Raw genomic sequence first — 21,230 nt, 5'->3', positions numbered from 1 at the left:
CCGCAACGAGCCCCGACCGCCTGCGCAGAGGCCGTCGGGGCTCGTCGTCGAACCGCGGTCGAAGGTTACTTGTGGTCGTGCTCGGTGCCCTCGGAGGCGGTGCCCGACTGCACGGCGTGCGCGGCGACCTCGGACGGCGCCGGCTTGCCCTTGTCGTGCGGGATCGCCTTGCCGGTGAACGTGACGTGCGCCTCTTCCTGCATCCGCTCGATCATGTGCGGGTAGTGCAGCTCGAACGCCGGCCGCGCGGACCGGATGCGGGGCAGCTCGGTGAAGTTGTGCCGCGGCGGCGGGCAGCTCGTCGCCCACTCCAGCGAGTTGCCGAAGCCCCACGGGTCGTCCACGTGCACGGTCTCGCCGTAGCGGTAGGACTTGAAGACGTTCCAGATGAACGGCAGCGTGGACGCGCCCAGGATGTACGCGCCGATCGTGGAGATCGTGTTCAGCGTGGTGAACCCGTCGCTCGGCAGGTAGTCGGCGTACCGGCGCGGCATGCCCTCGTTGCCCAGCCAGTGCTGCACCAGGAACGTCGCGTGGAAGCCCAGGAACGTCGTCCAGAAGTGGAGCTTGCCCAGCGGCTCGTCCAGCAGCCGGCCGGTGATCTTCGGGAACCAGAAGTAGATGCCCGCGAACGTGGCGAACACGATCGTGCCGTACAGCACGTAGTGGAAGTGCGCGACCACGAAGTACGTGTCGGACACGTGGAAGTCGATGGCCGGGGCCGCGAGCAGCACGCCGGACAGACCGCCGAAGAGGAACGTCACGATGAAGCCGATGCTGAACAGCATGGGCGTCTCGAACGTCAACTGCCCCTTCCACATCGTGCCGATCCAGTTGAAGAACTTGATACCGGTCGGCACGGCGATCAGGAACGTCATGAACGCGAAGAACGGCAACAGCACCGCGCCCGTCGCGTACATGTGGTGGGCCCACACGGCGACGCTCAGCGCCGCGATGCCCAGCGTCGCGTACACCAGGCCGTTGTAACCGAAGATCGGCTTGCGGCTGAAGACGGGGAAGATCTCGCTGACGATGCCGAAGAACGGCAGCGCCACGATGTAGACCTCGGGGTGCCCGAAGAACCAGAACAGGTGCTGCCACAGGATCACGCCGCCGTTGGCGGGGTCGAACACGTGCGCGCCCAGGTGGCGGTCGGCGAGCAGGCCGAGCAGCGCCGCGGTCAGGATCGGGAACGCCAGCAGCACCAGGACGCTCGTCACCAGGATGTTCCAGGTGAAGATCGGCATGCGGAACATCGTCATGCCGGGCGCGCGGAGGCAGACCACGGTCGTGATCATGTTGACCGCGCCGAGGATGGTGCCGAGACCGCCGATCACCAGGCCGGAGATCCACAGGTCGGCGCCGACGCCGGGCGAGTGGATGGCGTTCGACAGCGGCGTGTAGGCGAACCAGCCGAAGTCGGCCGCGCCGCCGGGCGTGAGGAAGCCCGACATCACGATCAGGCCGCCGAACAGGTACAGCCAGTAGGAGAAGGCGTTCAGGCGCGGGAACGCCACGTCCGGGGAGCCGATCTGGAGCGGCAGGATGAAGTTGGCGAACCCGAACACGATCGGGGTCGCGTACAGCAGCAACATCACCGTGCCGTGCATGGTGAAGAGCTGGTTGAACTGCTCCTGGCTCAGGAACTGCATGCCCGGACGCGCCAGCTCGGTCCTCATCAGCATGGCCATCGCGCCGCCCACCATGAAGAAGGCGAAGCTCGTGACCAGGTAGAGGACGCCGATCTGCTTGTGGTCCGTGGTGCGGAACATCCGCAGCAGGAACGAACCCTTGACCGCCTTGCGAGTCCCGAAGGGCCGCGTAGCGATCGGCTGCGGGGCTACGGCCGTCACGGTGCCTCCTGCACTGTCTGGTTCTGGCTTGGCCGGGTGGCTGGCCACGTCGGCTCACCGGATCGTAGACGGGCGCGATCGGGGTGGTGCGCCTGGGCCGGTTCCTGGATCAAGAGAGGTAGCGCAGCTCACAGTGCCGAGGCGACCTCCCGACCGGGACAACGGACAGGACGAACACCCTCCGCTCACGCCGCGCGCTACCTCCACCTCCCGCTCGCGCCGCGCAGACCTCTGGCCTCGTGTTCTCCCCGTATGGCCTGCCCGCAGGGCGACCACAGTCGGTCAGGGGGCGCAAGCACGCTTCACCGCTTGCGCCCCCTGACCGACTGTGGTGGTCTTTGACAGGCCATGCGGGGAGAACACGACGCCTTTAAAGCTTTTCCTCCCCGGAGGTCTGCCCAGCGGCGAGCGCTTCTTTTTCTTTCGGCTGAGATCAGCACGGAAGCTCATCGGTTTTAGCGGGTCAAAGCTTAAAGAAGGGCGCTCGCCGCTGGGCAGGCCACCAAGGATGAGGGCAAAGCTTCTTCGAAGCTTTGCAAGGCTGCGTGTCATCCCCGTACGGCCTGTCAAAGACCACCACGCTTGTCAGGCCAGGTCAAGCGAAGGGCGTGCTTGACCTGGCCTGACAAGCGTGGTTGCCCTGCGGGCAGGCCGTACGGGGATGACACGCAGCCCGACAGGGGTGTGCCCTGGGCGGGTGTCGCTGTGCGCCGGGGGATCTGCGTGGTGCGAATGGGGGTGTGCTGGGACTCTGGAGCGGTGGAGGTGTTGGGCAGGGTTCTCGCGTTGGCTCGTCGGCACGGGTTTCCGGATGGGCGGCCGTCGGTGTTGAAGGATGGCAGCAACCTGGTGGTGCACCTCAGGCCGGCGCCGGTGGTCGCGCGGGTCGGTGCGGTCACCTCGATGGTTCGCGGTGACGTCCACGAGCACTTCCACCGAGCGGACTCGGTGGCGCGGTTCCTGGCCGGGCGCGGGGTGCCCGTGGTCGAGCCGCTGCTGGGTCCGATTCGCTGGGACGGCCTGGTGGTCTCGTTCGCCTCGTACGTCGAGCACGACGCCGAATGGCGGCCGGACCCCGCGTCGTTCGCCGCCATGCTCGCCGAGCTGCACGCCGAGCTGCGCCACTACCCCGGCGCGCTGCCCGCCGCCGCACCGCTGGCCGACATCGACGCCGTGCTCGCCCTGGCGGGCCGGCCGGCGGACCTGGTCCGCGCTCGGGACGGGTTGGCCGCGCGGTGGCCGGACCTGCCGGGTCAGGCGCTGCACGGCGACTCGCACCCGCGCAACGTGCTGTTCACCGCGCGCGGTCCTGTTTGGAACGACTTCGAGGACGCCTGGTTCGGCCCGGTCGGGTGGGACGTGGCGTGTGCCGCCCGCGGCCCGCTGTTGGCGAGGGACGCCGTGGCGCGGGCGTACCCGGTCGAGGGGTTGTCGTACTGGCTGGAGTTGCGGGAGCTGTTCGGCCGGTGTTGGCGGTTGGCGCTCGACCTCCACCGCGACGGCCCCGGTCACCCGGCGCGGGTGCAGCGGTCGGGGCGGTCGGGGCGTTGAGCGCGGCACCCCGCGGGTCGACAGCTCTGACGGTGCTGTGGGACGAGGCGGTCCGGGTGCTGGGTGGGCGGCCGGGCACGGCGGGTGACCTGGTCGACCGGTACGCCGAGGGCCACCGGCGCTACCACGACGCCCGGCACGTGCTGGCCGTCGTGCGCCACGTGACGGACCTGGCCGCGCACCGCGCGGACCAGGAGCGGGCGGTGCTCGTGCTGGCCGCGCTCGCGCACGACGTCGTCTACGACGGCGAGCCGGGCGAGGACGAGCGCCGCAGCGCCGCGTGGGTCGGGGAACGGCTCGCCGCGGCCGGCGTCGACGGTCGCCGCGTCGCCGCGCTCGTGCTGGCCACCGCCGACCACCGGGCGGCGGACGAGCTGACCGGCCTGCTGCTGGACGCGGACCTGGCGGTGCTCGCCGCCGAACCGGACGACTACGAGCGGTACCGGCTGGCGGTGCGGGCGGAGTACGCGCACGTGCCGGAGGACGCGTGGCGGGTCGGCCGGGGCCGCGTCCTGCGCGGCCTGCTGGAGCGCGACCCGCTCTACGTCACGCCGCGAGCGCGCGACCGCTGGGAGTCGCGCGCCAAGGCCAACCTGGCCGCGGAGCTGGCGACGCTCAGCGACCGGCCATGAGGGCGTCGAACGTGGGGAACGACCGGGCGATCTCGCTGCCGGTGAAGTCGCCCACCCAGCCGTCGTCGTCGTGGAAGAACCGGATCGACACGTAGTCGGGCCGGGTGCCCATGTCGAACCAGTGCGTGGTGTTCCTCGGCACGCTCAGCAGGTCGCCCGCCTCGCACAGGACGGCGTGGACGCGGTCCTCGACGTGCAGGTAGAACACGCCCGCGCCGCGCGCGAAGAAGCGGTCCTCGTCGTCGTCGTGGGTGTGCTCGGCGAGGAACTTCAGCCGCGCCCGCGCCGCCGCCTCCAGCCACTCCGGGTCGTCGGACGGGGTCATCTCCATCGCGTCGACCATGACGTAGCCCTCGCTCTCGGTGACCCGCGCGACCCGCTCGCGGTACACCTCCAAGGCGTTCTCCTTGGTGACACCGGGGACGACCGGCCACTGCTCGTAGCGAACGCCGAGCTGCTTGAGGTGGTCCGCGATCTCGACGGGATCGGAGGTGCGCACCACCACGGTCTCCGGCCCGGTGTCCGGCCATACCGTCAACAGGGTCATCGCGAGTCCCTCCTCGTCTCCACCTTGAAGCGCAACAGCCACTCCAGGCACTCCAGCCGGTGGCGCGCCTGGTACAGGTCCTCACCCCACACGTACACCCCGTGCCGGGCCACTATCAAGGCGGGCACGTCCGCGCGGTACCCCGCCTCGAACGCGTCGCCGAGCACGCGCATGTCCTGGTCGTTCGGCACGACCGGCACCACCACGACGTCGTCCGCGCGGCGGCCGAACCCCTTGAGCATCTCCAGGTCGCGCAGCTCGACGCCGCCGGGCCAGTGCTCGGCGGCCACGACGGGCGCGAGCGCGTGGACGTGGACGACCGCGCCGGCGCCGGCCACCGCCGCGATCCGACCGTGCAGCCCCGCCTCGGCCGACGGCACCCGCACCGGGTCGTCGGTGCGGCCCTCGGCGTCGACGAGCACCACGTCGTCGGCGGTCAGCTCGCCCTTGTCGCGCCCGCTGACCGTGACGACCAGCCGCAGCGGGTCGCGGTCCACCACCACGGAGAGGTTGCCGGACGTGCCGCGCATCCACCCCATCGCGGTGTACCGGGCGCACTCGGCCGCCAGCGCCTCGCCGGGCGTCACAGCGCGCTCACCGTCCGGTGCGGGCCGAAGTCGGCGTCGCCGTAGGGCTCGCCGGGCCGCGCCACGCCGACCGTCCGCCACCCCGCCTCGGCCGCCGCGTCCAGCTCGGCCGGCACGTCCGAGTAGAAGGTGATGTCGTCCGACCCGAGCACGGCGGCGATGGCGCGGTAGGAGTCCGCCTCGCGCTTGGGTCCCGCGTTCACCGTGTCGAAGTGGTGCTCGAACAGGTCGCGCAGGTCGCCTTCGGCGGTGTGGCCGAAGAACGCCACCTGCCCGGCCACCGACCCGGACGAGAACACGGCCAGCCGCACGCCCTCCGCGCGCCACTTCCGCAGCGCGGGCACGACGTCCGGGAAGAACTCGGCGACCAGGTCGCCGTCGGCGTACCCGCGCTGCCAGATCAAGCCCTGCAACGTCTTCAGCGGCGTGACCTTCCGGTCGGCGTCCATCCAGCCGTGCAGCACGCGCACCAGCTCGTCCGTGCCACCGTCCACACCGGACAGCTCCCGGACCTGGCGCACGGCTTCCGCGACCACCGGGTCGTCACCGTGGGCGTCGATCCACGGCCCGAGCCGCGGCCGGGCGTAGTCGTAGAGCACGACCAGCACCTGGTCGGTGGCGGACAGCGTGCCCTCGATGTCGAGCACGACCCATTCAGTCATGGACTTCCTCGCCGTTGTAGTACTCGGACAGGCGGTCGGGAGCGTACGCGCCGCGGTCGGTGACCACCGAGGACACGAACCGGGGCGGTGTCACGTCGAACGCCGGGTACCAGCCCTTCACCCGGTCGTCGGCGGTGCGCCTGCCCAGCGCGTGCAGCACGTCGTCGCCCGACCGGAACTCGATCGGCACGTCGGCGGCCGTCGGCGCGAGCCGGTCGGGCGCCTGCACCATCGCCAGGAACGGCACGTCGAACGCGGACGCGGCCACGGCGAGCCCGAGCGTGCCGACCTTGTTGACGACGTGCCCGTCCATCGTGACCCGGTCGGCGGCGGTCAGCAGCACGTCGACCTCGCCTGCGCTGAACGCCGCCGCGCCCATGCCGTCGGTGACGACCGTGGTGTCCACGCCCATCTCGGCCAGCGTGCTCGCGGTCAGCCGCGCGCCTTGGAGGTAGGGCCGGGTCTCCGTGCAGAAGAACCGCAGCCGCTTCCCCAGGCCGGTCGCCGCCCGCACCGCCTCGACCAGGTACAGGTCGGCCCAGCAGTGCGTCAGCACCGCGCCGTCGTCGGGCAGCAGCGCGGCGGTGTGCCCGCCCAGCGCCCGGCTCCGGTCGCGGTAGCGCTGGTCGCCCGCCCGCGCGCCGGCCAGCGCGCCCTCCAGCAGGTCGTCGGCCGCGTCGACGCCGGCCAGCACGGCCGCGACCGCCTTGCGCAGGTGGTTGTTGGTGCGCCGGGTGGACACCAGCAGCCGGCCGGCCCGCTCCAGGTGGGCGCGGCCCTCGGCGCGGGGCAGCCCGCGCGCCTCCCGCGCGGCCAGCACCATGCCCCACAGCGCCGCGAAGTACGGGCCCGACGACTGCGTGACCATGTCCTCGATGGCCCGCGCCACGTCGGCGACGGTCGGGCAGCGCACCCACGTCCGCTCGAAGGGGAAGGTGCGCCGGTCCAGGATGTGCACGCCGTCGTCGGCGAGCCGGACGCTGTGCGCGAGGACCGGTTCCATCAGCTGTACCCGGTGAACGGCGCGTGCTCGCCGGTGAGGAAGTACGCGCCGACCTCCCGCGCCTTGTACGCCACCGGGTCGTGCAGGGTGAGCGTGCGGGCGTTGCGCCAGAACCGGTCGAACCCGTGGGCGGCGGCGGTCGCCCGCGCGCCGCACAGCTCGAACACCCGGCTCGTGGTCTGGTTCGCGACCCGCGTCGACACGACCTTGGCGGACGAGATCAGCGCGGCGGTCGCGGCCCGCTGGTCCGCCGTCAGGTCGTCGCCCCGGTCGCTCGCCTCGCCCAGTGCCGCGGCGGCGTGGTCGGCGAGCAGGCCGGCGGCCTCCACGTCGGCGACCAGCTCGCCGTAGGCGGCGAGGATGTACGGGTCGGCGGTGGCCGCGTCGACGCCGGACAGGAACCACGGGCGGGTCGTGCCGCGCGTGTACCGGGCGGCTTCCGCGAGCGCGCCTTCCGCCAGCGCCACGTACACCTGGGCCAGGACGAGCTGGAACGCGATCGCGGCCAGCGACTGGCGCGGGCTGGCGGCGTCGTGCACGCCCAGCACCCGTTCCGCCGGCACGCGCACGTTGTCGAACCGCACGCCGCCGCTGGCGGTGAGGCGCTGGCCGATGTTGTCCCAGTCGCCCGCGTAGGTGATGCCGTCGGCGCGGGCGTCGAGCGTGAACGTGACCTTCTCGTCGGTGTCGACGCGGGTGGCGCTCACCACGAGCCGGTCGGCCACGGACGCGCCCGTCGCGAACGTCTTGCGCCCGCTGACCTCGAACCCGCCGGCCACGGGCGTCAGGGCGAGCGCCGCGTCCAGCGGGTTGCTGACACCGGCCCAGAAGAGGTGGTCGTCGCCCTCGTCGAGCGGTGCGCCGCCGAACAGCCACCGCCGCCACACCTGGAGGTAGTGGTACCCGAGCAGGTGGCCGACGTTGGCGTCCGCCGCGCCGACGACCCTCGTCACGGCCTGCTGGGTGCCCCAGTCGGTGATCGCCAGCAGCCCGGACCGCCGCAGCGCGGCCACCTCGGCGACCGGCTCGGCGCCCGCCCGGTCCCGCTCGGCGGCGTCCGCCCGCAGGGCGGCGGCCACCTCGTCGGCGACGGTCAGCCACTCCTGCCGACCATCGGTGCTCGTCATCCAACCGCCTCCGCGCTCGCTCGAAACCCAGCCCGCCGAGCGTAATCGCCGCCGCCGGCGGCGGGTTGAGCGTTCCGCCACATGAGAGGGCGCCGCCGGTCCCCCGGCGGGTGCGGCGGGGCCGACCGGTCGTGATCGACGGCCGGTGCGGCGGGGTCCCGTCGATTACCGTGTGCGGGCCCGTGTCGATGGGGGAGGCGCTCGATGGACCTGTCACGCAGACCGCGCTCGGGGAGCACCGCCGTCGCGCCGGACGGCGCCGCGTTCCCCGGCACGACCGCGTTCGACGAGGCACGCGCACCCCGTCCACACCGGACCGCCGCACCGCACCTGCCGGCGGCCGAGCAGCTCGTCCGCCACCTCTCGCTGCCCACCTGCCCGCCGGCCAACAACACCTACAAGAGGCCCGACCAGCCGAACGTCGTGACGTGGGGCTCGCCCGGCGACGCGTCGACCTGGTTCAACCAGAGCCAGTGCGCGTCGTTCCAGACGGCCGTGCTGAAGCGGACCTACCGCTGGGCGACCGCGAAGTTCTTCGCCCGGCACTTCGGGACGGCCAGCCCGTTCGCCCGCGACTACCGGGCCGCGTTCGAGCGGGACGCCGTGCCGCACTTCCGGCGCGTGCGCCGGGTGGCGGACCTGCGGCCGGGCGACCTGGTGGCCATCGACTACCGCAACGACCAGGACACCAACACCGGCCACATCGTCATGGTGCGCTCGGTGCGCGGCGTGTACGTGGCACCCGTGGCGACGCTGAACTTCCCCGGGGAGACGCAGTACGCGGTGGAGGTCGTGGACTGCACGGCCGAGCCGCACGGCGTGCACGGCGTCGGCGGGTACCCCGAGTTCCCGGACAGCCGGATCGTCGACGCCACCGCCTGGACCACCGGGGCCGGTTTCGGGCACATGATGTTCTACGCCTCGGACACCACCGGCGAGTTCACCCGGTACCGGTGGAGCGTGAACACGTCGTCGAGCGGCGCCCACCCGCTCGACCGGCGACCGGTGGCCGCCGCCCGGATCGGGTGAGCCGGGCGGGGCGCGGTGTCGCGGGCCGGGAGGCGTGCGGGCGCACGCCTTCCCGGCGGTCGGGTCAGGCACGCCTCCAGAGCGCCGGTGCGTTCGGCGGTTCCCAGCCCGGCTGCGACGTGTGCGCCTGCACGCACCGGTAGGGCACGCCGTTGAACTCCACCGTCACGTCGGGCGGGTAGGTGATCCAGGGCGCCCAACTGCCCGACGGCGCGCCGGACGTCGTCGTGGTGGTGGTGACGCTGGTCGTTCCCCCGTTGTCCCAGGGCACCTGGGTCGACCGGTAGAAGTCGATGCCCAGGGCGGCCCAGCGCGGGGCCTGTGCGCCGAGGCGGACCTTGAACGCGTCCCAGTTGTGCGTGGCCCACGGCGACCAGCCGAGTTCGGCGATCGCCGCGAGGCGCGGGAACGCCATGAAGTCGATGTGCGCGGGCGTGACGACGGTCTCCGTCCACAGTGGAGCCTCGACGCCCCGCACGGCCGTCTCGGGCACCCCGCCGAGGTGCGTGCCGGGGTTCCAGTTGTAGGCGTCCTGCACCTCGATCATCCCGGCCCAGGACAGGCCGAGCGGGGTGCCGGAGTGGTACTTCATGTCCAGGTACGCCTTGTTGGCCGGTGACATGAGCACCTTGGCCCCGCGCGCGGCGGCGGCCTGGACGGTGGCGTTGGACGTCGTCGTGCCCCAATACTGCGGCACGGCCGAGGTGTCCGTGGTGGTCTTCACGAACTCGTGCCAGCCCATGACCTTCTTGCCGTGCTTGGCGACGAGCGGCAGCACCTTGGTCATGAAGGTCCGGTAGTCCTGGTCGGTGGTGGCGTTGGCCTCGTCGCCGCCGATGTGGAGGTACGGGCCGGGCGTCAGCTCGGCGATCTCGCGGATCACGTCGTCGACGAACTTGTAGGTGATGTCCTTGCCGACGCACAGGGAGCTGTAGCCGACGGCGATGTCCGTGCGCAGGCCCGGCGCGACGCCGTTGCAGTTCAGCTCGGCGTAGGAGGACAGCGCGGCGTTCGTGTGGCCGGGCATGTCCACCTCGGGGATGACGGTGATGTGCCGGGCCGCCGCGTGCGCGACGATCTCCTGGTACTGCGCCTTGGTGTAGTACCCGCCGGGACCGCCGCCGACCTGCGTGCTGCCGCCGTGGGTGGTCAGCCGTGGCCAGCTGTCGATGGCGATGCGCCAGCCCTGGTCGTCGGTCAGGTGCAGGTGCAGGTGGTTGACCTTGTAGAGCGCCAGGTGGTCGAGGTAGCGCTTGACGGTGCTCACGGGGTGGAAGTGCCGCGCCACGTCGAGCATCGCGCCGCGGTGCCCGAACCGGGGGTGGTCGGTGATCGTCACGCCGGGCACGGTCCACGGACCGGTCTGCGGCGAGGGGCTCTCCACCTTGCCGGGCAGCAGCTGCCGGAGCGTCTGGACGCCCGCGAAGAGGCCCGCCGCCGTGGTGGCGCGGAGCGTGATCGCACGCGCGGTGGCGGTGAGCCGGTAGCCCTGGTCGCCGACCTCCGGCGGCGCGCCGTCCAGCAGCAGGGCGATCCCGTCGGCCGGTGCGCCGGTGGTGTCCTCGACCGGGAACGGGTAGCCGGTGGACGGCCGCAGGACGCCCGCGAGGTAGTCGCCGACGCCGCGGGCGGCGGGCGCGGTGTAGATCCTGGTGCCTGCGCTCAGCGCGTGCGTGACGCCGGGCTCGGCCTGCACGGACGCCGGTACCGGCACGACGCTCCGGAGCGGCTCGGCGGCCGTCGCCGGCGGCGGGTGGGAGCCGGCGGTCCAGACGACGGTCGCGCCGCACAGCAGCGCGAGGGCGGCGAGCGCGCGCGCCGCCCTTGCTCGGAGTCTCACGGGGTACCTCCTCTGGGCAGGCGGCGACCGGCGTCCAGCGTGCGCACCTCCGCGAGATCAAGTCAATGGGTCTAGACCAATCGGGCGCGTGCGGTGAACGAGTGGGACGAGGCGCGCGACGGCATGTGCTGCCGCGCGACCCGGCGCGGTCTGGTGCGGCCCGGTGCGGGGCCGGGCGGTGCGACCCGGCACGAGGCCCCGGCACCGCACGGGACCGCGAGCCCCGGCACGGCACGAGAGCGCACGACGCGGCCCGGCACAGCGCGAAACCGCGCGATGCGACCCGGTGCCGCGTGGTGCGGGAGGCCGGCCGCTTGGCGTGGTGCGGTGCCGTGTGCCGAGGTGTGCGACCAGGCCGCCACGCGGTGCGGTGCCGCGCGACCGCGTCCGTCATCCGCTGCCCGGTGCCGGCGGGGCAGCGGTCAGCCGCCCAGGTCGAGCCGGCCCAGTTCGACGCGCGACGCCACACCGAGCTTCGGGTACGCCTTGTAGAGGTGGTAGCCGACCGTGCGCGGGCTCAGGAACAGCTGCGCCCCGATCTCCCGGTTGCTCAGCCCCTCCGCCGCCAGGCGCACCACCTGGAGCTCCTGCGGCGTCAGGGTGCTCAGCGGGTCGGGACCGGGTCGGGACCGGCTCTCGCCGGTCGCCCGCAGCTCGGCACGCGCGCGGGCGGCCCACGGCGTGGCGCCCAGCCGGTCGAACTCGTCCAGCGCCGCGCGCAGGTGGACGCGCGCCTCGCTGCGGCGGCGGGCCCGGCGCAGCCACTCGCCGTACAGCAGCCCGGTCCGCGCCCGGTCGAACGGGTGGCCCGAGTCGCGGTGCAGCTCCACCGCCTCGGTGAACCACCGCTCCTCGTCGGTGAGCAGGGCGCGGCACCGCCTGGCCACCGCCCGCGCCCACGCCTGCCCGGTGTGCTCGGCCCACCGCTCGTACCAGGCCGCCGCGTCCTCGGCCACGGCCGGCCGACCGACCCGCGCCGCCGCCTCCACCAGGTCCGGCAGGCTGCCGATCGCGTACAGCCGGTACGCGCCGCCCGCCACCTCGGCCAGCCGCTCCAGCACGGCCTCGTGCCTGCCCAGCCCCAGGTCCAGCAGCGCCAGCGCGCACGCCGCCCGGATCGAGCGCGGCGGACCGCCGGTCAACCGCGCCACCGACGCGCGGCACCGCTCCTCGTCGCCCTCGATCGCCGCCAGCTCGGCCAGCACGCTGTGCAGGAAGCCGACGCTGAACACCTGGCCGACGTCGGCCGCGATCCGCAGGCCCTCCTCGGCGGTCGCGCGGGCGTCGCGGAACCGCCCCAGGTGCAGCAGCACCCTCGCCAGGTACGCCTGCACCCTCGGCAGCACGCCCAGCGCGCCGGCGGCGCGTGACTCGCGCTCCAGCCCGGCCGCCCAGTCGAACGCCGCCTCGTCGTCGCCCAGCAGGAGCAACCACCACGCGAGGACCGCGTTGCTCCGGCACCCCTCGCGCCGCGCCGCCACCAGTTCGCGCAACGCCGCGAGCGCGTCGGCCAGGTCGCCGCCCTCCAGCCCGAGCGCGGCGCGGGCGAGGGCGTGCACCTCGGACGCGCCCGGCAGCCCGGCGGCCTGCGCGTCGATCTCCCGGACCGCGGCCAGGTCCCGCGCGGTCCAGGCGTTCTGCGCCGCCGCGAAGAGCAGGTCGCCTGCCAGCACGCGGTCCTCGTGCGCGGCGCAGCGCGCGGCCCGCGACAGCAGCGTCGCGGCCTCGGCGTACCTGCCCTGCTCACCGGCCAGGGTCGCCCGGATGTGCGCCACCCGCGACAGCTCCAGCGGGTCGTCGAGCAGGTCCGCCGCCCGGTCGGCGAGCGCGCCCGCGCGGTCGAACTGCCCCGCCTCCACGGCCGCGCCGGCGGCGGCGGTCAGCCGGCGTCCCCGCCTGCCCACGTCCGGGCTCAGCTCCGCCGCGCGCTGGTAGGCCGCCGCGACGGCCGCGTACCCGCCACGCCCGCGCGCGTCCTCGGCGGACCGCGCCAACACCCGCGCGACGTCCTCGTCCGGCGCGGTGGTCGCGGCGGCCAGGTGCAGCGCGCCGCGGTAGGCGTCCTCCGAGACCTCGGCCAGCGCCCTGTGCACGGCCAGCCGCCGCACGAGCGGCGCGCCCCGGTACGCCGCCGCGCGGATCAGCGGGTGCCGGAACACCAGCCTGCCGTCGGCGGTGCGCAGGAGCTGCCGCCGCTCCGCCGGTTCCAGGTCGGCAGGCCCGACGCCGAGCAGCGCGGCGGCCTTGAAGACCACGCCGGGGTCGCCGGTGTCGTCGGCGGCGGCCACCAGCAGCAGCTCGCGCGTCGCGGCGGGCAGCGCGCCGATGCGGTCGGCGAAGGTCTGCTGGATGCGGCTGTGCGTGGGCAGCGCGCCGACCCGGTGCGCGTGGGCCGCGGGCAGGTGGCCCTCCCGCTGCGCCGCGGGCAGCTCCAGCAGCGCCAGCGGGTTGCCGCGCGCCTCGACCGCGATCTGGTCGCGCACGTACCGGGGCAGGTCGGCGGCGTGCGCGTCCAGCAGCGCCGCCGAGTCCTCCGGGGACAGCCCGGTCAGCCGCAGCTCCGGCAGGCCGGGCGCGGGGAACGGCGGCGCGTGCAGGTCGCGGGCCGCGAAGATCATCACGACGCCCTCCGCCTCCAGCCGCCGCGCCGCGAACAGCAGCGCGGCGGCCGAGCCGGGGTCGAGCCAGTGCGCGTCGTCCACCAGGCACACCACCGGGCTCCGCTCGGCCAGGTCGGCGAGCAGCGTCAGCACCGCGAGGCCGACCAGGTGGCAGTGGCCGCCGTCGGGCGGTGCCAGGCCCAGCGCCGAGCGCAGCGCCGCCGCCTGGTTGGGCGGCAGCGACCCGGCCTGGTCGACGACCCGGCCGAGCAGCAGGTTCAGCCCGGCGAACGGCACCACCGACTCGGACTCGACGGCGACGCCGCGCAGCACGCGGAAGCCGTCCGCCACCGCGTGGTCGAGCAGCGCCGACTTGCCGATGCCCGCCTCGCCGCGCACGACGAGCACACCGCTGCGCCCCGCGCGGGCGTCGGCGAGGAGCCGATCGACCACCGCCAGTTCCGAGGACCGTCCGTGCAGCACGTCCACGACCCTAGCCGGCGTCCGGGACGAGGATGACCTTGCCGACCGTGCGGCGGCCTTCCAGCGCGTCGTGCGCCTCGCAGGCCGCCGACAGCGGGAAGCGCCGCGTGACGGGCGTGAACCGGCCGGCCGCCGCGTCGGCCAGCGCCCGCGCCTCCAGCGCGCGCAGCCCGCCCGCCCGGTGGGCGACGTGCGGGCCGACGGCGGCGGTCACCGTCAGCGCCCGGTCGAACAGGTCCGCCGTGGACACCTCGGTCGGCGTGCCCGACGACGCGCCGAACAGGACGAGCCGGCCGCCGGGCGCGAGCAGCTCCACCGCGCCGCGCCCGTGCTCGCCGCCCACGCCGTCCAGCACCGCGCTCACCTCCCGGCCGCCCAGCGCCGACCGCACCTCGTCGGCCCACCCCGGCCGCCGGTAGTCGACCGCCGCCGCCGCGCCCGCCCGCAGCACCGCCTTCCGCTTCTCCGCGCACCCGACGAGGCCGACCACGTGCGCGCCCGCACCGGACGCGCCCTGCACCAGCAGGTGGCCCACGCCGCCGGCCGCCGCCGTGACCAGCACCACGTCGTCCGGCGCGGGTCCCGCCGCCGCCAGCACCCCGACCGCCGTGCGGCCGGTGCAGATCATGGCGACGGCGGCGTCGAACGCGAGCCCGTCCGGGATCACGTGCAGCGCGCCGACCTCCCGCACGGCCAGCTCCGCGTACCCGCCGCTGGCGAGCCCGAGCTGGGTCACGACCCGCGCGCCCAGCCACGAGCCGGGCACGCCGGGCCCCACCGCGTCGACCACGCCGGCGACCTCGCTGCCGGGCACGACGGGCAGCTCCGGCCTCGGCGGCCACTCCGCGCACCCCCGCCGGAGCACCGCGTCCACCAGGTGCACCCCGGCGGCCCGCACGGCGATCCGCACCTGCCCCGGCCCCGGCCGCGGGTCGGCGACCCGCTCGTACCGCAGCTCGGCGGGCGCCCCGAACGCGTGCAGCCGGACGGCCCGCACCTCAGGCCCCGTACGGCCGCTTGGCGCGGGCCTCGCTCAGCGCGGTGCCCCACCAGACGAGCTGGTCCAGCATCGTCTTGGCCGCGCCGTTCACGCCCTCGGCGTCCACCGGCCTGCCCTCCTCGTCGAACCGCGACCACGCGCCGTGGAAGCTCACCGTGTCGCGCACCGTGACGGCGTGCAGCTCGGCGAACACCTGCCGCAGTTGCTCCACGGCCCGCAGGCCGCCCGCGACACCGCCGTAGGACACGAACCCGACCGGCTTGGCCTGCCACTCGGTGTAGTGCCAGTCGATGGCGCTCTTCAGCGGCGCGGGGAAGCTGTGGTTGTACTCCGGCGTGACGACGACGAACGCGTCCGCGCCGGCCAGCCGCGGCGACACCGCCTTGACCTCGTCGGCGGGCTCCTCGCCGAACCCGTGCAGCACGTCGGGCAGCCCCAGGTCGGCCAGGTCGAGCACGTCGACCGCCACGTCCGCCCGCTGCCTCGCCTGCTCGGTGAACCAGTTCGCCACCACCGGGCCGAACCGGCCCTTGCGGGTGCTCCCGATGATGATCGCCAGCTTGATCACGTTCTCTCCCTCGGACATGGCACCAAGCTAGGAACGGGGCGCACCGGCGGGCATCTGTCACCTGACTGGTCAGGTGACGGATTCGACCGGGCCCGACCGGCTCATAGCTTCGGTCCATGACACAGGACACGCAGGTCAGGACCAGGTGGACGCCCGTGGTGGCGCTCGCCGTCGCGATGCTGGTCGTGACCACCGAGATGAGCGTCGCGGCGGTGGCGCTGCCCAGCATGGGCGCGGAGCTGGACGTCGGGCCGTCGGCCACGGCCTGGGTGCTGCTCGCCTACACGCTGCCGATGGCGGCGATCGCGATCCCGGTGGGGCGGTGGGTGGACCGGGCGGACGTGCGGCTCGCGTTCGTCGTGGCGATGGCGGGCGTCGGGCTGGGGAGCGTGCTCACGGCCGTCGCGCCGGCGTTCTGGGTGCTGCTCGTCGGGCGGGTGGTGCAGGGCGTCGCCGCGTCACTGGTGCTCGCCGGGTACATGCCGGTCGTGGTGGCGGCGGTCGCGCCGGAGCAGCGCGGGCGCGCCGTCGGGTACGTGATGACGATCATGACGATCGGCGGGATGGCGGGCGCGCCGCTGGGTGGTGTCGTGGCGGGCGCGTTCGGGTGGCGGTCGGTGTTCCTGATGAAGCTGCCGCTGCTGGTCGTGGTGCTGTGGCTGGTCTTCCGATCGCTGCGCGGCGACGGGCGCGGGCTGCCCGCTCCGGACCGCGCCCTGTGGCTGGAGGCGGCGCTGCTGGGCGGCGCGATCACCGCGCTGCTGCTGGCGTTCGAGGACCTGCCGTGGCTGGTCGCGGTCGGCGTGGCGCTCGCGGTGGGGTGGGCGCGGCTGCCCGCGTCGCGGCCGGTGGTCGGGCTGGTGCGGCAGCGGTCGCTCGGCCTGCCGGTGCTGGCGCTGCTGCTGGTCGCCGGGCTGGGCGGGCTGACGTTCCTGCTGGTGCCGTACTTCGTGTCCGACGTGCTGGGCGGCAGCCCGGAGGACGTCGGGGTCGCGCTGCTGGTGTTCGTGGCGGGGGTCGGCGCGCTGGCCGCCGTGGCCGGGAACCTGGCCGACCGCTACGGGCCGTGGCTGGTGGCGGTGGTGGGCACGGCCGTGACGGTGGTCGGGCTGCTGGCCCTGCTGCCACCGGTCGGGAGCCTGTTCGACCTGAGCTGGCGGCTCGCGGTCGTCGGGGTGGGGCAGGGGCTGTTCAACGCCGCCATCAGCACGTTGATCATGTCGGTGACGCCGGAGGGGCGGGCGGGCGCGGCGGGCGGCATCAGCGCCACCGCGCGGATGCTCGGCGCGACGGTCGGGCCCGCGGTCGCGGCCCTGGCGGCCGGGTGGGGCGGCAACGGCGCCGGCGGGTTCCGGGTCGGGGTCGCCGTCCTCGCGGCCGTCGTCGTGGCCGGTGGCGCGGCGCTCGTCGCGGGGCGGACGCGGTAGCGGCGTCGGGGTGGCGTCGCGGTGCGGTCTCCCCGGGGCCTGGCGTCGCGGAGCGGTCCGAGTGGCACCGGGTCCGTCGCGGCACGAGCCGCCCCTCCCCCGCTGTCGGGTCCACCCCGGTGCACCGCGGCCGTCACCCGACCGCCGACCGTGCCCGCCGCCGTCACCCGCTGCGGTCACCCGTCGCCGTCACCCACGTCCAGGTCGGTGCCCCGCACCAGCACCTGCAGCGCGTAACCGAGCTGCGCCGAGCGCGGGCGCGCGCACCGGCCCAGCTCGTCCAGCCTGGCCCAGCACCGCCTGCGCCGCGCCGCCGGTCGCGGCACCAGCCACAGCCGCAGCGCGCACTCCACCAGCCGGCGCGCCAGGCCGCACACCCGCGACACGCCGCCCGCCCGGCCGGCCGCCGCCGCCCGCGCGAGGTCGCGCGACAGCCCGCGCACGACCAGCCGCGCGTGGTGGGCGGCGGCCGAGTGCGCCGCGTAGGACACGTGCGCGTCGTGGTAGTCCGACTGCGCCCGGCCGAGCCGGTCGTCGCCGAGGTACGGCTGCCCGTCCACGACGTGCTCCAGGGTCGCGCCGGACGAGCCGGCGGCCTTGAGGGCGTCGCCGCGCGACGCGGTCAGGGCGAAGGCGAGCACCCGCGCGCGGTCGCGGACCTCCGCCAGGGCCAGGTGGCGCTCGTCGCCCGCGCCCGGGCGGTCGGCCTCGGCCAGGGCACGCGCCCAGTCCCGGACCGTGTCGGCGCGGGACCTGAGGTGGGCGTCCCGGCACCGGTCGAGGTACCGGGCGAACGCCTCGACGCTCTCGCGGGTGCCGTCGCGGCGAGCCTGTCCAGGGTGCGCCATGACTACCGGGTGCCGGGAGCCGAGCCGTCGACCATCCCGAGAGTCTCGGTTCCCGCCCCGGCGAAGGCAACCGCCGTCACACGGCCGGCCCAGCACCGCCGCCGGCCGCACCACCGCGCGTCGACCGGTCGTCGCAACCGGCGGCGGGTCCGCCCTACGACCGTAGGAGGAGCGCCGTGACCTCTTCCGCGTCCTCCACCCTCCCCTGCGCCTCGAACAGCGCCAACGCGTCGCCCCAGCACGTCCGCGCCCGGTCGGCGTGCCCCAGCGCCGCGTGCACGTCGCCGAGGTGCCGCAACACGCTGGCCTCCTCGTAGGAGTTGTCCAGCTCGCGGTAGACGTCCAGGGCGTGGTGGTAGTGCCGGAGGGCGTCGGCGGACCGCCCGTGGCGGTGCGCGATGTAGCCGAGGCTGTCCGAGGTCGCCGCCTCGCCGTCGCGGTGGCCGAGCTCCCGGTTGAGCGCCAGCGCCTCCGCGCAGCACTCCTCCGCCCGCGCGTAGTCGCCGAGCTTGGCCGCCCGGTAGCCGACGTCGTTCAACGCCTCCGCGACCCGCACCGGGACCGCCAACGCCCGGAACAGCTCCAGTTGCGCCTCCGCGTGGGCGAGCGCGCCCGCCAGGTCGCCGCCGCGCTCCAGCGCCCACGCCATCGCCCGGTGCGCGCCCGCCCGGCCGTAGTCGTCCTCCACCAGCTCCAACGCCCGCCGCAGGTGGTGCCGCCCCTCCTCGTACACCCCGACGTCGGTCAGCGCCATGCCGACGAACTTGTGCGCGGCCACCTGCTTGGCCCGGTCGCCCAGCGCCTCGGCCGCCGCCAGCGCCGCACGCCACACCGCCAGGTCCTCCGCCGCGTGCCCGCGCCGGAGGTGGTAGTTCGTCAACGCCCACGCGATGACCCACACCACGTCGTGCCACCCGCGCTCGACGGCCTGGCGCTGCGCGGCCAGCACCGACTCGTACTCCTGGTCGAACCAGTCCATCGCACCGGCGGCGTCGGCCAGCGGCGCGGCCTCGCCCGCCGGCGCGGCGACGGGCGGCCGGTGCGGTTCGAGCAGCAGGTCGCCCGCGTGCGCCGTCGCCGCGAGGTGACCCACGAACCGGCGCACCGCCTCCTCGTCGGCGGGCGCGACCTCAGCCGCGTAGAGCCGCACCAGGTCGTGCATCCGGTACCGGCCCGGCACGGGCTGCTGCACCAGGTGCTCCAGCTCCCGCAGCGACGTCCGGGTCCGCGCCGTCGACCGGCCGGCCAGGGCGGCGACCGACCGCAGGCTCAGGTCCGGCGCCGTGGTCAGGCCCAGCAGCCCGAACAGCTCCGCCGCCGACGGCGACAGCACCCGTAACGAGCACGCGAACACCGTGCGCAGGCTGGAACTCAGGTCGTCCAGCGCGTCCAGCCGGTGCTCGGCCAGCTCCTCCGCCAGCGCCGCGAGCGGCAGGTCCGGCTGCGTGACCGCGCGGGCCGCGACGATGCCCAGCGCCAGCGGCAGCCCGCCGCACAGGTCGAGCAGCGCGTCCACCACGTCCGGTTCGGCCGCGACCCGCTCCCGTCCGAGGCGGGCGGTGAGGAGCGCGCGGGCGTCGGCGTCGTCCAGCACGTCCAGCGTGATCGACTTCGCGCCGTGCTCGGCGATCAGCCCGAGGAGCTGGCGGCGGCTGGTCACCAGCACCGCGCAGCGCGGGCCGCCCGGCAGCAGCGGCGTGACGTGCGCCGTGTCGCGGGCGTTGTCGAGCACCACGAGCAACCGCTTGTCCGCCACCAGGCTGCGGTAGAGGGCGGCCTGCGCGTCCACCTCCGGCGGCGGGTCCGTCACGCCCAGGGCGGCCAGGAACCCGCGCAGCGCGGTCGACGGCGGCACGGGCTCGCTCGCCGGGTCGAACCCGCGCAGGTTCACGTACAGCTGGCCGTCCGGGAAGTCCGCGGCGTGCAGGTGCGCCCAGTGCAGCGCGAGCGCGGTCTTCCCGACGCCGCCCGCGCCGCCGATGGCCGTGATCACGACGGTCGAGCCCGGCTCGGTGAGGTCCTTGATCTCGCGGTCGCGCCCGGTGAACCACCGCTGCGGCGCGGGCAGCTGCCGGGGCACCGAGGGCGACGGCCCGAGCAGCTCCAGGTGCAGGTCGCGCAGCGCCGGACCGGGGTCGGTGCCCAGCTCCTCGGCCAGCAGCCGGCGCAGGTGCTCGTAGTGCTGGAGGGCTTCCGACGTCCGGCCGGCGCGGTGCAGCGCCTTGATGAGCTGGCCGGCGAGGCGCTCGTCCAGCGGCTCGTCCTGCGCCCGCGCCTGGAGCTCCGGCAGCAGCGCGACGTGGTGGCCCAGGCCGAGCACCACGTCGTTGCGGTCCAGCTCGGCGGCCTTGCGCTCGGCGTGCAGGGAGTCGCGGGCCGCGGCGAACCAGGGCGAGTCCAGGCCCTCCAGCGCCTCGCCGCGCCACAGCGCCAGCGCCCGGTCGTACAGCGGCTCGGCCTCGGCGGGCGACGCGGCGCGGGCCCGCCCGACCAGGTCGCGGAACCCGCGCAGGTCCGTCGCCGAGGTCTCCAGCACGTAGCCCGCCGGGTGGCGCTCGATGCCGACGCCGACCCTGGACCGCAACCGCGACACGTACCCGTAGAGGGTTTCCCGCGCGCGCAGCGGCGGCCGGTCGCCCCAGACCCGGTCGACGATCCGGTCCACCGGCACGGGGCGGCCCTCCTCCAGCAGCAGCACCGCCAGCACGGCCCGCTGCCTGGCGTGCCCGAGGTCCACCCGGCGCCCGCCCTCGCGCGCCTCCACCGGCCCGAGCAGCCCGAACTCCATGCCAGCCCCCTTGACCTGCCGGTTCAAGGTTCATCCTAGGTTCGCGCACGATCACCCGGCCACAGTGGGCGCACGACCGCACACCGATGAGGTCCACGGACGGGGACCCCACATCCCCGTCCTCGCAAGGGGGTCGAGAATCCCGGCCCGTGCCCCCACCGGCCGGGATTCTCGGAGTCGGGCCCGGACCGCCGACCGGTGTCGAGCGGGTCCGCGGCGGAAGCGGTGCGGAGGCGGTGCGGGGGGCGGTGCGGAGGCGGTGCGGAGGCGGTGCGGAGCGCGGCTGCCCGAGCGGGTGAGCCGGTTTCGCGCGGCGGGTACGACGGGTCGACGCGGGCCGAGCCGGGGGTTGCCGGGTGACGCGCGCCGAGCCCCGGGGGTGGCGCGGGGTCGCCGGCCCGGCGGTGCCCGCGCCGGCGTGCGTCAGGTCCCGACGCCGGACCGGATCTCGGCCAGCGCCTCGGTGAGCTTGTCGATGAGCCGGGACGTCGCGGCCTCGCCGAGCAGGAGCGAGAGCCCTTCGCTCACCCCGAGCCCGTACCTGTCCCGGCCGACCGACAACACGAGTGTGCGGTCGGCGTTGACCTCGTAGGTGATTTTGGTGTCGCGCTCGACTTCCATGTAAGTGACCAGGTCCATGCCGAAAACGTAACCCGGACCCCTACCGGGCGGAATTGCCTGATCG

17 protein-coding genes are annotated in these 21,230 nt (G+C 74.7%); 4 read left to right on the top strand and 13 right to left on the bottom strand.

The features are described 5' to 3' along the window. Nucleotides 1–65 precede the first annotated feature (65 nt). Nucleotides 66–1,853, bottom strand: a complete 1,788-nt coding sequence (gene ctaD, locus C8E97_RS07060; RefSeq protein WP_121002775.1) for an aa3-type cytochrome oxidase subunit I — start codon at nt 1,851–1,853, stop codon at nt 66–68. Nucleotides 1,854–2,702: 849 nt separating this feature from the next. Here ctaD and C8E97_RS07055 point away from each other — a divergent pair. Continuing rightward, nucleotides 2,703–3,404 (top strand): phosphotransferase, encoded by a 702-nt coding sequence (locus C8E97_RS07055; RefSeq protein ID WP_211346930.1) that lies wholly within the window; start codon nt 2,703–2,705, stop codon nt 3,402–3,404. Next, nucleotides 3,401–4,036 carry an HD domain-containing protein gene (locus C8E97_RS07050; protein WP_246018715.1) on the top strand — a complete coding sequence of 212 codons (636 nt, stop codon included), beginning with the start codon at nt 3,401–3,403 and terminating at the stop codon, nt 4,034–4,036. The genes C8E97_RS07055 and C8E97_RS07050 overlap by 4 nt, the downstream gene beginning before the upstream one ends. On the opposite strand, the gene C8E97_RS07045 is transcribed toward C8E97_RS07050, so the two are convergent. From C8E97_RS07045 to C8E97_RS07025, 5 genes are read right to left on the bottom strand one after another with little or no spacing between them, the layout of a single operon-like run. Further along, nucleotides 4,020–4,583, bottom strand: a complete 564-nt coding sequence (locus C8E97_RS07045) for a 1,2-dihydroxy-3-keto-5-methylthiopentene dioxygenase (RefSeq protein ID WP_121002771.1) — start codon at nt 4,581–4,583, stop codon at nt 4,020–4,022. The two genes, C8E97_RS07050 and C8E97_RS07045, sit on opposite strands and share 17 nt — an antisense overlap. Next, on the bottom strand, nt 4,580–5,170 hold the full coding sequence (mtnB, locus tag C8E97_RS07040; protein ID WP_121002768.1) for a methylthioribulose 1-phosphate dehydratase: 591 nt from the start codon (nt 5,168–5,170) through the stop codon (nt 4,580–4,582). The genes C8E97_RS07045 and mtnB overlap by 4 nt, the downstream gene beginning before the upstream one ends. Continuing rightward, nucleotides 5,167–5,832 carry an acireductone synthase gene (mtnC, locus tag C8E97_RS07035; protein ID WP_121002766.1) on the bottom strand — a complete coding sequence of 222 codons (666 nt, stop codon included), beginning with the start codon at nt 5,830–5,832 and terminating at the stop codon, nt 5,167–5,169. The genes mtnB and mtnC overlap by 4 nt, the downstream gene beginning before the upstream one ends. Beyond that, complete coding sequence (locus C8E97_RS07030; RefSeq protein ID WP_121002765.1) at nt 5,825–6,835, bottom strand: s-methyl-5-thioribose-1-phosphate isomerase; 1,011 nt, start codon at nt 6,833–6,835, stop codon at nt 5,825–5,827. The genes mtnC and C8E97_RS07030 overlap by 8 nt, the downstream gene beginning before the upstream one ends. After that, the gene (locus tag C8E97_RS07025; protein WP_121002763.1) at nt 6,835–7,962 is read right to left on the bottom strand and encodes an acyl-CoA dehydrogenase family protein; all 1,128 of its coding nucleotides are present in this window, start codon (nt 7,960–7,962) and stop codon (nt 6,835–6,837) included. Before C8E97_RS07025 ends, C8E97_RS07030 begins: the two co-directional genes overlap by 1 nt. Nucleotides 7,963–8,166: 204 nt before the next feature. Between C8E97_RS07025 and C8E97_RS07020 the strand changes: the two genes are divergently transcribed. Next, nucleotides 8,167–8,991, top strand: coding sequence for a hypothetical protein (locus C8E97_RS07020; RefSeq protein WP_121002761.1), 825 nt, complete (start codon nt 8,167–8,169; stop codon nt 8,989–8,991). A gap of 64 nt (nt 8,992–9,055) precedes the next feature. Here C8E97_RS07020 and C8E97_RS07015 read toward each other — a convergent pair whose 3' ends face one another. The 4 genes from C8E97_RS07015 to C8E97_RS07000 all read right to left on the bottom strand — a co-directional run bounded on the left by C8E97_RS07015 (nt 9,056) and on the right by C8E97_RS07000 (nt 15,500). Further along, nucleotides 9,056–10,831, bottom strand: a complete 1,776-nt coding sequence (locus C8E97_RS07015; RefSeq protein WP_121002759.1) for a family 20 glycosylhydrolase — start codon at nt 10,829–10,831, stop codon at nt 9,056–9,058. 422 nt (nt 10,832–11,253) lie between these two features. After that, nucleotides 11,254–13,914, bottom strand: a complete 2,661-nt coding sequence (locus C8E97_RS07010) for a helix-turn-helix transcriptional regulator (RefSeq protein WP_121010946.1) — start codon at nt 13,912–13,914, stop codon at nt 11,254–11,256. Between the two features lie 10 nt (nt 13,915–13,924). Then, nucleotides 13,925–14,911, bottom strand: a complete 987-nt coding sequence (locus tag C8E97_RS07005) for a zinc-binding dehydrogenase (protein ID WP_121002757.1) — start codon at nt 14,909–14,911, stop codon at nt 13,925–13,927. Nucleotide 14,912: 1 nt separating this feature from the next. Next, the gene (locus tag C8E97_RS07000) at nt 14,913–15,500 is read right to left on the bottom strand and encodes an NADPH-dependent FMN reductase (RefSeq protein ID WP_121002755.1); all 588 of its coding nucleotides are present in this window, start codon (nt 15,498–15,500) and stop codon (nt 14,913–14,915) included. A gap of 98 nt (nt 15,501–15,598) precedes the next feature. On the opposite strand from C8E97_RS07000, the gene C8E97_RS06995 reads away from it, so the two are divergent. Continuing rightward, nucleotides 15,599–16,909 carry an MFS transporter gene (locus C8E97_RS06995; protein WP_121002753.1) on the top strand — a complete coding sequence of 437 codons (1,311 nt, stop codon included), beginning with the start codon at nt 15,599–15,601 and terminating at the stop codon, nt 16,907–16,909. Nucleotides 16,910–17,085: 176 nt separating this feature from the next. On the opposite strand, the gene C8E97_RS06990 is transcribed toward C8E97_RS06995, so the two are convergent. The 3 genes from C8E97_RS06990 to C8E97_RS06980 form a co-directional block, all read right to left on the bottom strand. Then, nucleotides 17,086–17,757: a hypothetical protein gene (locus C8E97_RS06990; RefSeq protein ID WP_121002751.1), complete on the bottom strand. Its 672-nt coding sequence runs from the start codon at nt 17,755–17,757 to the stop codon at nt 17,086–17,088. A 154-nt stretch (nt 17,758–17,911) separates the two neighbouring features. Then, nucleotides 17,912–20,545, bottom strand: a complete 2,634-nt coding sequence (locus C8E97_RS06985) for an AfsR/SARP family transcriptional regulator (protein ID WP_121002749.1) — start codon at nt 20,543–20,545, stop codon at nt 17,912–17,914. A gap of 423 nt (nt 20,546–20,968) precedes the next feature. Further along, nucleotides 20,969–21,184 (bottom strand): hypothetical protein, encoded by a 216-nt coding sequence (locus C8E97_RS06980; protein ID WP_121002747.1) that lies wholly within the window; start codon nt 21,182–21,184, stop codon nt 20,969–20,971. Between the last annotated feature and the right edge of the window lie 46 nt (nt 21,185–21,230).

The organism is Saccharothrix australiensis, assembly GCF_003634935.1.
Classification (GTDB): Bacteria; Actinomycetota; Actinomycetes; order Mycobacteriales; family Pseudonocardiaceae; genus Actinosynnema; species Actinosynnema australiense.
The sequence above is the reverse complement of the archived record's forward strand: the minus strand, read 5'-3'. Positions and strand labels throughout refer to the sequence as shown.